This is a genomic window from Methylomagnum sp. (genome assembly GCF_054333355.1).
Map to the genome: position 1 here is coordinate 1 of NZ_JBTEKS010000128.1, position 10,597 is coordinate 10,597.

Genomic DNA, 10,597 nt, shown 5'->3' on the forward strand with positions numbered 1-10,597 from the left:
CGGGCTTTAGCCCGACCTACAAATCTTAGGGCTGGACCGCTTGGCTGGACGTGAACTTGTTGCCCAGGTTGTCCTTGATTTCCGCCTTCAATTCGCCCGCCTTGTCCGGCACGAAGAAGAACCGGAAGTTGGGGTCGGCGCTGATGGCGATGTCGGTCTTGGCGGTCATCACCGGCTTGCCGTCGAAGCTCACCTTCACCTCGTCCACGAAATGGGCCGGTTTGACCAGTCGGCTGATCTGGTCCATCTGTAGGCCGGTGATGTTGGGATGGCTGATCAGTAGTTGCACCGGGTTGGCTTGGCCCAGTGTCGCCTTGTCGCCGTCGAATTTGAACTTCATCTTACCCATCCGCGCCATGGCGGCTTCAAGGTCGGTGCCGATGGGGGCCGAGCAGCCGCCGCTGGCCTTGACGAAGGCTTTGCTCATGTACAGTTTGCCATCGTTGGTTTCGGCCACCGCCCGGATGTTGGTGTAGGCGTTGACCCGCACCCGCATGGCGACATCGGCTTTGCCGCTGTCCGGGGTGAAGTCGAACGAGGCCGAGAACGGCACCGGGTTGTTGTCGATGACCAGGGTGACGTTCTTGATGTAGCGGTCCTTGGCCTGGGGAATTTTGCTGGTGATTTGGATGGGCACCAGGGCCGGGTCTTCGGCGCGGTAGGGCGCGGTGATTTCCACCACCGAGTTGCCTTCCTCGATGGGGCGGTCGCCGTAGAATTTCTGCTTGAGGCCGCCGAGCCAGGCGGCGTCTTCTTCACCGGCGGCGTGGGCGGCGCTCGCCAGCAGGCACAGGCTGGCGAAGGCGGGGAGTAGGTAGCGGAGGAATTGCGTGGGTTTCATGGTGGGTTTGCTCCTGTGTGGGGTGGCTTTTGGTTTAGGGCGTGGCGCTGGAGCGAAGCCGCAGGCATAGTGCCTTGGCCGCTTTTAATATTAAAGCGAATTCCGAGTTGCCTTCGGCGGACAATGCCTTGTGTAGGCTTTCACGGTCTAATCTGGTTTCGTGGGCGATTTGGGCGATGCCTTTGTTGCGGACAATTACGCCGAGCGTATGAATGACCAATTCGGGATCGTTTTCTTCGAGACAGGCGTTGAGGTATGCCGCCATGTCTTCGTTGGTTTCTAAGTACTTGTCAGAATCCCAAAGCGTGGTGTCAGTAGTGTTCATGGCGTTTGCATGTTATCGAGGTGGTGAAGTTCGATCTGTCCATCAGAAAGCATCCGTTCTAGCTGGTCGGGAGAATACTGTTTTCGGGGGGTAGGAACCATCGACATCATCTGAGCCAAGTCTTGGCGCTTTTCAGTCAGGCGTTTTTGAAGGCTTTCAAAATCGCTGTATTGGGAGAAAAGGAAGGTGTAATACCCATCTTTCCAAACAGCAATTTGATGATTTGGCGAGGGAAGTCCGCCGGGCGCAGGAAACCATAATCCCCATTTGTGCTTTCCATTGACCTCCACCAAGCCGTCCTGATTGCTTTGTACGAGGTCGATTTCCCCGTGAACGCAGTCAAAGTCATGCACATCACAAACGACCTGCAATAGCCTTGCTCCGGCGATTGGTTGACCCGTTTCTGCGTCAACGATTTGAGTGCTGATGGGCATTTTGACAAGGGCAAGATAAAAGCACCCGGTTGCGCCGAAAGCGGTTATGGCAATCGGCAGGCAACGCAGGGCCATCATCCATTTATCAGTCATCCTCCCACTCCAACTCCGCGAACGCCGTCGAAATATTCCGCTGGTGGAACTCATCGAACAACTGCCAATCCGGGCGGGCCGACTGGCCGATATTCGCCATGGCCCATTCCATGGTTTTACCCGCTTTCAGCGCGGCGCGGATTTCGGCCTGCAACATCTTTAAATAGCCTTCTTCCGACACCAACGCCAAGGGCCACGCGGCGGATACCGGCCCATGCCCCGGAATCACCAGCTTGGCGTCGATGGTCCTAAGTTTCTCGATTTCCTTGAGCCAGCCATTCAAGCTGCCATCCACCACCGGCAGGTGGCCCATGAACAACAAATCCGCCAGCCAGAGCGTCTGGGTTTTCTTGTCGTAGACGCTGAGGTCGTTGTCGGTGTGGGCCGTCGGGTGGGCGGTCAGCAGCAACGTCCGGCCACCCAAATCCAGTTCCAGGGTGTTCTGCACGGGCCGATCCGGCGGAATGAAATGTGCCGCCGTCAGCGTGAAACCCAAATCCCGCGCCGCTTTCTCGCCATAGAACGGCGCCCGCATCGCCATCGCCTGTTCCAATTTATAGTGGCCGACAAAGCTCACGCCCGGCTGCTTGAAGGCGAGGTTGCCGTAGATATGATCCGGGTGGACGTGGGTATTGATGACATAGCAGACCGGCACTTTCGTGGTGTTCGCCACGGCCTGTTTCAGCGCTTCGCCCTGTTCGGGGCTGCCGCCGGTATCCACCACCGCCACACAGCGCTCGCCGACGATGAAACCGATGTTGGCGATTTCGCCCCGGTTGTGGGCGTCCGGCCATTGGTGCACGCCCTGATGGACGTGGATGCCGGGGGCGACTTCTTTCAGGGCGAGTTGCGGCGGTTCGGCGCGGCTCAGCAGCGGAAGGGCGGCGAGGAGCAGGGCGAGGGCGGTTTTGGGGAAGGGCATGATTCGGGTGTCTCCTACGGCGGGGCTACAAGTTCAAGTTAAGGAATGCCTGGCGATGCGCGGGCACGCATTTTCGCTTCGGTGGCGGAGACGGGCAATAAGCGGCTCGGGGAAACCCGCTCTGTGGCCGAGCATTTTGGAATGGCGCCCGCCGCCTAAATACCTTCGGCTGATGCTCCAATGACGGCCAGTCGCAAGCTCAAGCGTATCGTTGACTTTTAAGGCGAAATCCTTCAATTTACGCACGCCGACGGGCTAGCCGGGGAAATTTCAGGATCAAAATCAGGAAAATTTTCCTTGCATCTATTAAAAACTCCGTCATTCCGCTTTTAGGGTCACTTGTCGTTAAACATAAAGTATTCTGCGCCGCAGATTACGAGGAGGAAAACCAATGAAAAAACCCGTGAAAAGTTGGCTGCTCGCGACCGCCGTTGCGTCAGCTTTGGCAGCCCCCGGGATTACTTTCGCGAACGCCGAAATCGAAAAGCTCTCCCACGACCCCGCTAGCTGGGCGTCCTGGGGTCTCGATTACTACGGCACCCGCTACAGCAACCTGACCCAGGTCAACAAGGACACCGCCAAGAACCTGCAACCCGTGTGGACCTTCTCCACCGGCATGTTGCGTGGTCACGAGGGCGGTCCCCTGGTCGTCGGCGGTCTGATTTACATCCACACCGGCTATCCGCACAAGGTCTATGCCTTGGATCAGGATACCCACTCCGTCATTTGGGAATACAACTACGCCCCTGACGCTGGCACCGACCAGACCCAGGTTATCGGCGTCATGTGCTGCGACGTGGTCAACCGTGGTTTGGCCTACGGCGACGGCAAGGTCTTCCTGTCTCAGGGCGACGCGACCTTGATCGCGCTGGACGCCAAGACCGGCAAGATCGTTTGGAAGGTCAAGAACGGTGATCCGAAGGCCGGCATGACCAACACCAACGCGCCGTTGATTGTGAAGGACAAGGTCATCACCGGTATCTCCGGCGGTGAGTTCGGCGTGCGCGGCTTCATCGCCGCCTACAACATCAAGGACGGCACCCTGGCGTGGAAAGCCTACAGCATGGGTCCAGACGCCGACATGAAGATCGACCCGGACAAGACCACGACTTGGGTTGACGGCAAAGTTGCTCCAGTCGGCAAGGATTCTTCTCTGAAGACCTGGCAGGGCGACCAATGGAAGATCGGTGGCGGCACCACCTGGGGCTGGTACAGCTATGATCCCGCTGCGAACCTGGTTTATTACGGTTCCGGCAACCCGTCCACCTGGAACCCGGTACAGCGTCCTGGCGACAACAAGTGGTCCATGACCATTTGGGCGCGTGACGCGGACACCGGCGAAGCCAAGTGGGTCTACCAGATGACCCCGCACGACGAATGGGACTACGACGGCATCAATGAAATGACGCTGATCGACCTGCCCATGAAGGACGCCAGCGGCAAGGAACACTCCAAGCTGTTGACCCACTTCGACCGTAACGGCTTCGGGTACACCTTGGACCGCATCACCGGCGAACTGTTGGTCGCCGAGAAGTTCGACAAGGCCGTCAACTGGGCTACCCACGTTGACCTGAAGTCTGGCCGTCCGCAGGTGGTGAATCAATATTCCACCCAGCACGGCGGCGAAGACGTGAATCAGAAGGGCATCTGTCCTTCCGCCATGGGCGCGAAGAACGAACCCCCGGTCGCTTACTCTCCCAAGACCAAGCTGATCTACATCCCCGGCAACCACACCTGCATGGACTACGAACCGTTCGCGGTCGAGTACACCGCCGGTCAGCCGTATGTGGGCGCGACTCTGAACATCTATCCGGCTAAGGCCAACGTCAAGACCGGCGAGAAGGAAGAGAAGCTCCACATGGGTTCCTTCACCGCGTGGGATCCGGCGACCGGCAAGATCGCTTGGCAGGTTGACGAGCCGTTCTCCCTGTGGAGCGGCATGGTCGCCACCGCTGGCGATGTCGTAATCTACGGCACCCTGGAAGGCTACCTGAAGGTCCGTGACGCCAACACCGGCGCTGAACTGTACAAGTTCAAGACCCCGTCCGGCATCATCGGCAACGTCAGCACCTGGGAACACAAGGGCAAGCAGTACATCGGCATCCTGTCCGGTATCGGCGGCTGGGCCGGCGTCGGCATGGCGGCGGGTCTGGAAGGCGACAGCGAAGGTCTGGGCGCGGTTGGCGCGTACAAGAGCCTGAGCGCGCACACCAAGCTGGGCGGCGTGTTCACCGTGTTCGCATTGCCCCCCAAGTAAGCTTCGGTCGTTTTTCGACCTTAAGCTAATGAGAGACCCCGGCTGATTCGTCAGCCGGGGTTTTCTTTTTGGGGCGTTGAAAATTCGCTAGGCTCTGTTGACGTAAGGAAAATAGCTTTTGGAAACAGGCGGTTAACCACCATCCCTAAAAACGTAAGTCCATGTTTCATCTTTGCTTTTCGGGCTTACGTCAACAGAGCCTAAGGCCGAAAGCTACGGCACGGGTCTAACGTATTTTCACTCCAATGACGCAGTGCGGTGTAGGTCAGGCTTTAGCCTGATTTTTACGCTAGGGACCAGGCTAAAGCCTGACCTACAATCTCGGCTGATTGTGCATCGGCATAACCCCATTATTTCTTTCCTTATAAGGAGTTTCCCATGTGGATAAATAACAAGCACCATTGGCTGGCTTACGCTTGCGCTTCGCTGCTGCTGTCCATGCCGGTTGCCCATGCAGGCGAGCAGGCGTTCAAGGTCTGCGCCGATCCCAACAACCCGCCGCTCTCGGACCAGAAAGGCCAGGGCTTCGAGAATAAAATCGCCGAGCTGTTCGCCAAGGACTTGGGGCAGAAACTCGAATACACCTGGTTTCCGCAGCGAATGGGCTTCATCCGCAGCACCTTGAAGGCCAAGCTGCCGGATTCGGAAGAATTCAAATGCGATGTGGTGATGGGTGTCCCGACCGGCTATGAATTGACCGCGACGACCAAGCCCTATTACCGCTCGACCTACGCCTTGGTTTATACGAAAGGCAAGGGCTGGGACGACATCAAAGCCCCCGGCGATCTGGACAAGTTGCCGACGGACAAGAAGTCCAAGTTGCGCATCGCCATGTTCGACGGGGCGCCGGGCACCACTTGGTTGTTGAATCATCACTTGATCGACCAGGGCGTGCCCTATCAGACCATGACCGGCGATGCCAGCGTCAACACGGCGCAGATTCTCGAAAAGGATTTCCAGGCGGGCAAGATCGACATGGTGATCGTATGGGGACCGATAGCCGGTTATCTGGTGGCGCACAATCCCAGCCTTACCGTGATCCCGATGAAATCGGAGGCTGGGTTGAAGTTCGATTTCCCCATGTCCATGGGTGTGCGGATTCCTGACAAGGACCGCAAGGCGCAGTTGGAAGGCTTGATTGATAAGCACGCGGGCCAGATTCAAGCCCTGTTGCAGGAATTCAAGGTGCCGCTGGTGGATGAGAAGGGCGAGCCGGTGGCGGCGAACAAATAGGGCGGCCATAAGGTATTAACGAGCGGGGTAGGCAGGTATGAACGCATTGGCAAAACATTTGTTGGAAACGCTCCAAACTTTGCCAGAATCCGACGCCCAAGAGGTTTTGGATTTTGCCGAGTTTCTTCGACAGAGGCGTTTAAAAGGAAATTCTAGCGGGAAACCGTTAGCTGATTTCTTTGGCAGTTTGGCAAACTCCCCGCACTTTCAGGGTGATCCCGTGCAGATTCAGCGAGCCTTACGCGATGAATGGGATTAATGCGCTGCTGGATACCAATATCATTATTGGCTTGGTGAAGGGTAATCCTGCTGTGCTGGCGGTGATGGGAAATCGCCGCACCGATGAGAGCGGTTACAGCGCCATTACCCGAATGGAATTACTGGGGTTTCCGGGCCTGCTTGAAACAGAGAAGGCGGTGATCGGGTCATTACTCGCGGAAATGCGGTATTTTCCGATCACCCAAGAAATTGAAGATGCGACGATAAGCCTTCGTCAAAAGCGACGGATAAAACTGCCGGATGCGATTATTGCGGCCACCGCACAAGTCTTTGGATTGGAGTTGTTGACGCTGGACGAGGGATTGCGGCGTATTTTCGATGCCTAAGCTTTTGATGCGGCGGAATAGCCTGTTGGCTTATTCCGCCGTATTGGAAATCCAGTGTATAGGATGGGTGGAGCTTCAGCGGAACCCATCACAGCGAGCTAGGCGGCATGGTGGGTTCCGCTACGCTGCACCCATCTTATAACTATTCATAAGCTTTAGTATTCGGTTAAATCCGAAATTAAACGAGGGGTAATTCCAATTGCTAATACTGGACACTTGCCATTTTGCCCAGCCTTTAACCGCTTTGTAAGCTTTTCTATCGAAGTGTGACTGGCTCCATGCTTGGTAATGCCTAGTTCTTTGAGTTTTCTGTTGAGTAGTGTGCTTTTTGTCAAGATCACAGCAGGACGAACTTTTTTCTTTTTATACAGATGCCTAATTGCTGACAAGTCACGGTCAAATACATAATCCTTGCTGTTCCATTCCAGCTCGAAAGCAATTTCTCTTTTGAAGAAATCTATTTTATGTGTAGAGTCAAAGCGAGTTTCTCTCCAGCCTTTAGGACGGAACAAACTATAAATTCTTTTGGAGACCGGGGAGTTGTTACCCCCTGGTTTGCGGAGGTCTTCAAGTGTTGCGCGAAAACTTAGTAATCCCTGTAAAATTTCATTGAACTCCCGTGGGTAGTTATGGCTGAGGATTTGTACGGCATTATTATAATTTTGAACTTCATAATAATATAAAAACTCAAACGACATAAATTTGCTGAGAGGGTTGAGTTTTAATATGGCGCTGTTGCGACCAAGCCAGCGATAAAATAGATACCCGTATAGGCAGGTGCCAATCGCCTCTCGAAAATGCTCGCTAGCCAACATATCTATTTTTCTAACAGCCTCCTTTATTGCAACCTGCGTATTGCTAGGTTGTTGACGGGTTTTTAAAATATTGTGAAGCTCATTTATTGCTAACACCGCTTGGCTATTGTCGGTTAACTTAATAATCAAATATTTGATGATTTTTTGCTTGTGTCTCCGCTGAATATCAACCTCATATTGAGATTCAGGGTGTTCAGATTGAATTAATGATAGCAAGCTGAGCATTTCATAATGACTTCCAATGAAGAAAGTATCAATTATTATTAGTTCAGGCCACATAAGGCAAACCCCTGTTTGCGGAATTATCGGAAGCTAAATATTGATAGGCTGGGATAATATAAATTATATCAGCCTATCAATTTCTTTGATTCTCAACGAGAAAGGGGGGTTAGTCGGAGCGATCTAACCTATCAAACCTCCCGCCGCATGTGCGGGAACAAAATCACATCCCGAATCGACGGCGAGTCGGTGAAGAACATCACCAGCCGATCAATCCCGATGCCTTCCCCGGCGGTCGGCGGCAAGCCATATTCCAAGGCGCGGATATAATCGGCGTCGTAGTGCATGGCTTCCTCGTCGCCCGCCGTTTTGTCCTCCACCTGCTTGCGGAAGCGCTCGGCCTGATCCTCCGGGTCGTTCAACTCGGAAAAGCCGTTCGCCAGTTCCCGCCCGGCCACGAAGAACTCGAAGCGGTCAGTGATGAACGGATTCTCATCATTGCGCCGGGCCAGCGGTGAAACCTCGGCGGGGTAGGCGGTGATGAAGGTCGGCTCGAACAGCTTGTCCTCGACGGTCTTCTCGAAGATTTCCGTCTGAATCTTGCCCAGCCCATCCCCCGCCGCCACCTTGATGCCTAAACCTTGCGCGATGCGGGCGGCGGATTCCCGCTCCGCCAAGTCTTCGGCCTTCATTTCGGGGTTGTAATGCAGGACCGATTCCAACAAGGTCAGCCGCCGGAACGGCTTGGATAAATCGTAGGCTTCCCCGCCGTAGGTGACTTCCGTCCCGCCCAACACCGCCTGCGCCATGGTCCGCAGCAATTCCTCGGTCAAGTCCATCAGCTCCCGGTAATCGGCATACGCCTGATAGAACTCGATCATCGTGAACTCGGGGTTGTGCTTGGTGGACAGCCCCTCGTTGCGGAAACTGCGGTTGATCTCGAACACCTTCTCGAAGCCGCCCACCACCAACCGCTTGAGATAAAGCTCCGGGGCGATGCGCAGGTACAGGTCCATATCCAGCGCGTTGTGATGGGTGATGAACGGCTTGGCCCGCGCCCCGCCCGGAATCACCTGCATCATCGGCGTCTCCACTTCCAGGAAGCCCCGCTCGGCCAGGAATTCGCGGATATAGCGGACGATGGCGCTGCGCAGCAGGAACACCCGCCGCGAGTCCTCGTTCATGATGAGATCGACGTAGCGCTGCCGGTAGCAGGTCTCGGCGTCGGTCAGGCCGTGGAATTTTTCCGGCAGGGGCCGCAGCGATTTGGTGAGCAGGCGGATGTCGTGGACTTTCACCGACAACTCGCCGGTCTTGGTTTTGAACAAATGGCCGTCAACGGCCACGATGTCGCCCGAGTCCCAGCCCTTGAAGGCTTCGTACACGCCCTCCGCCAGCCCGTCCCGTTGCAGGAAAACCTGCATCTGGCCCGACATGTCCTGGATGTGGGCGAAGGACGCCTTGCCCATAATCCGCTTGGTCATCAACCGCCCGGCCATCTTCACCGGCAAGGCTCTGGCTTCCAGTTCCTCGCTCGGCAACTCGCCGAAGTGGGCGTGAAGCTCCTCGGCCAGCGCATCGCGGCGGAAATCATTGGGGAAGGCGTTGCCCTGCTCACGCAGGGTGGCCAGTTTTTCGCGGCGCTGGGCAACGAGCTTGTTGTCCTCGTGGGTCTCGTTCGGCGCTTGCTGTTCTTGTATTTCAGTCATCACAAACCACTCTTCAAACTGGCTTCAATAAACGGGTCCAAATCACCGTCCAGCACCGGCTGCGGATTGCTGGTTTCGACCCCGGTGCGCAAATCCTTGATGCGGGATTGGTCCAGCACGTAGGACCGAATCTGGCTACCCCAACCGATGTCGGACTTGGAGTCCTCCAGCTTTTGCTTCTCGGTGTTGCGCTTCTGCATTTCCATCTCGTAGAGCTTGGCGCGGAGCTGCTTCATGCAAAAATCGCGGTTGGCGTGCTGGGAGCGCTGGCTCTGGCATTGCACCACGATCCCCGATGGGACGTGGGTGATGCGGACGGCGGATTCGGTGCGGTTGACGTGCTGACCCCCGGCCCCGGAGGCGCGGTAAACGTCGGTGCGGAGGTCGGCGGGATTGATGTCGATGGCGATGTTGTCGTCCACTTCGGGCGACACGAACACCGACGAGAACGAGGTATGGCGGCGGTTGCCGGAGTCGAACGGCGATTTCCGCACCAGCCGATGCACGCCGGTTTCGGTGCGCAGCCAGCCGTAGGCGTATTCGCCCTCGAAGCGGATGGTGGCGCTTTTGATGCCGGCCACGTCGCCCGCTGATTCTTCGACGAGTTCGGTTTTGAAGCCGCGCCGCTCGCCCCAGCGGAGGTACATGCGTTCCAGCATCGCCGCCCAATCCTGGGCCTCGGTGCCGCCGGAACCGGCCTGGATGTCGAGGAAGGCATTATTGGGGTCCATTTCGCCGGCGAACATGCGGCGGAATTCCATCCCGGCGATTTCCGATTCGAATTGGGCGAGGTCGAGGGCGACCGATTCCACGCTGTCTTCGTCGTTTTCCTCGACGGCCAGTTCCAGCAATTCTTCGGCGTCGGTGATGCCTTGCTTGAGGCGGATGAGGTTGTTGACCACGCCTTCCAGCAAGCCGCGCTCCTTGCCGAGGGCTTGTGCCCGGTCGGGGTTGTCCCAGACTTTCGGGTCTTCCAGTTCCTTGAGGACTTCGGTTAGGCGCTCTTCCTTGATCTCGAAGTCAAAGATACCCCCTAAGAGCCTCCTCACGGCTCTTTAGGTCTTTGATTTGGTTGTATAGCGGGTTTAGTTCGCGCATGGTTGGGCCTCGTTGGGAAAGGGCGGGATTATACCGGAGTGTGGGG

At 56.2% G+C, this 10,597-nt stretch carries 11 protein-coding genes; 4 read left to right on the forward strand and 7 right to left on the reverse strand.

What is annotated here, in order from left to right; translation table 11 throughout:
* Positions 1–25: 25 nt before the first annotated feature.
* The 4 genes from ACXWUF_RS11455 to ACXWUF_RS11470 are packed head-to-tail and all read right to left on the reverse strand — an operon-like array spanning position 26 to position 2,615.
* Positions 26–841, reverse strand: a complete 816-nt coding sequence (locus ACXWUF_RS11455; RefSeq protein ID WP_458494813.1) for a quinoprotein dehydrogenase-associated SoxYZ-like carrier — start codon at positions 839–841, stop codon at positions 26–28.
* 34 nt (positions 842–875) lie between these two features.
* Positions 876–1,166, reverse strand: coding sequence for an addiction module antidote protein (locus tag ACXWUF_RS11460; RefSeq protein WP_458494814.1), 291 nt, complete (start codon positions 1,164–1,166; stop codon positions 876–878).
* Positions 1,163–1,693 carry a hypothetical protein gene (locus tag ACXWUF_RS11465; RefSeq protein ID WP_458494815.1) on the reverse strand — a complete coding sequence of 177 codons (531 nt, stop codon included), beginning with the start codon at positions 1,691–1,693 and terminating at the stop codon, positions 1,163–1,165. The genes ACXWUF_RS11460 and ACXWUF_RS11465 overlap by 4 nt, the downstream gene beginning before the upstream one ends.
* Entirely contained in the window at positions 1,686–2,615 is a 930-nt protein-coding gene (locus ACXWUF_RS11470; RefSeq protein WP_458494816.1) for a quinoprotein relay system zinc metallohydrolase 2, read from the reverse strand. The genes ACXWUF_RS11465 and ACXWUF_RS11470 overlap by 8 nt, the downstream gene beginning before the upstream one ends.
* Before the next feature lie 391 nt (positions 2,616–3,006).
* Here ACXWUF_RS11470 and ACXWUF_RS11475 point away from each other — a divergent pair, with 391 nt between their 5' ends.
* The 4 genes from ACXWUF_RS11475 to ACXWUF_RS11490 all read left to right on the forward strand — a co-directional run bounded on the left by ACXWUF_RS11475 (position 3,007) and on the right by ACXWUF_RS11490 (position 6,710).
* Positions 3,007–4,872 carry a methanol/ethanol family PQQ-dependent dehydrogenase gene (locus ACXWUF_RS11475; protein WP_458494817.1) on the forward strand — a complete coding sequence of 622 codons (1,866 nt, stop codon included), beginning with the start codon at positions 3,007–3,009 and terminating at the stop codon, positions 4,870–4,872.
* Between the two features lie 378 nt (positions 4,873–5,250).
* Positions 5,251–6,105 carry a substrate-binding domain-containing protein gene (locus ACXWUF_RS11480; protein WP_458494818.1) on the forward strand — a complete coding sequence of 285 codons (855 nt, stop codon included), beginning with the start codon at positions 5,251–5,253 and terminating at the stop codon, positions 6,103–6,105.
* A gap of 37 nt (positions 6,106–6,142) precedes the next feature.
* The gene (locus ACXWUF_RS11485; protein ID WP_458494819.1) at positions 6,143–6,364 is read left to right on the forward strand and encodes a DUF2281 domain-containing protein; all 222 of its coding nucleotides are present in this window, start codon (positions 6,143–6,145) and stop codon (positions 6,362–6,364) included.
* A complete protein-coding gene (locus ACXWUF_RS11490; protein WP_458494820.1) occupies positions 6,351–6,710 on the forward strand; it encodes a type II toxin-antitoxin system VapC family toxin in 360 nt (119 codons plus the stop codon). Before ACXWUF_RS11485 ends, ACXWUF_RS11490 begins: the two co-directional genes overlap by 14 nt.
* A 155-nt stretch (positions 6,711–6,865) precedes the next feature.
* Here the strand turns inward: ACXWUF_RS11490 and ACXWUF_RS11495 are convergent, their stop codons facing one another.
* From ACXWUF_RS11495 to prfB, 3 genes are all read right to left on the reverse strand, one after another.
* Complete coding sequence (locus tag ACXWUF_RS11495) at positions 6,866–7,804, reverse strand: BglII/BstYI family type II restriction endonuclease (protein WP_458494821.1); 939 nt, start codon at positions 7,802–7,804, stop codon at positions 6,866–6,868.
* A gap of 131 nt (positions 7,805–7,935) precedes the next feature.
* Positions 7,936–9,453 carry a lysine--tRNA ligase gene (gene lysS / locus ACXWUF_RS11500; RefSeq protein ID WP_458494822.1) on the reverse strand — a complete coding sequence of 506 codons (1,518 nt, stop codon included), beginning with the start codon at positions 9,451–9,453 and terminating at the stop codon, positions 7,936–7,938.
* Positions 9,453–10,551, reverse strand: a protein-coding gene (prfB, locus tag ACXWUF_RS11505; protein WP_458494823.1) for a peptide chain release factor 2 whose coding sequence is annotated in 2 segments (ribosomal slippage) — positions 9,453–10,475 and positions 10,477–10,551 — 1,098 coding nt in all. Because the reading frame shifts where the segments join, the coding sequence is not laid out codon by codon here. Before prfB ends, lysS begins: the two co-directional genes overlap by 1 nt.
* Positions 10,552–10,597 lie beyond the last annotated feature (46 nt).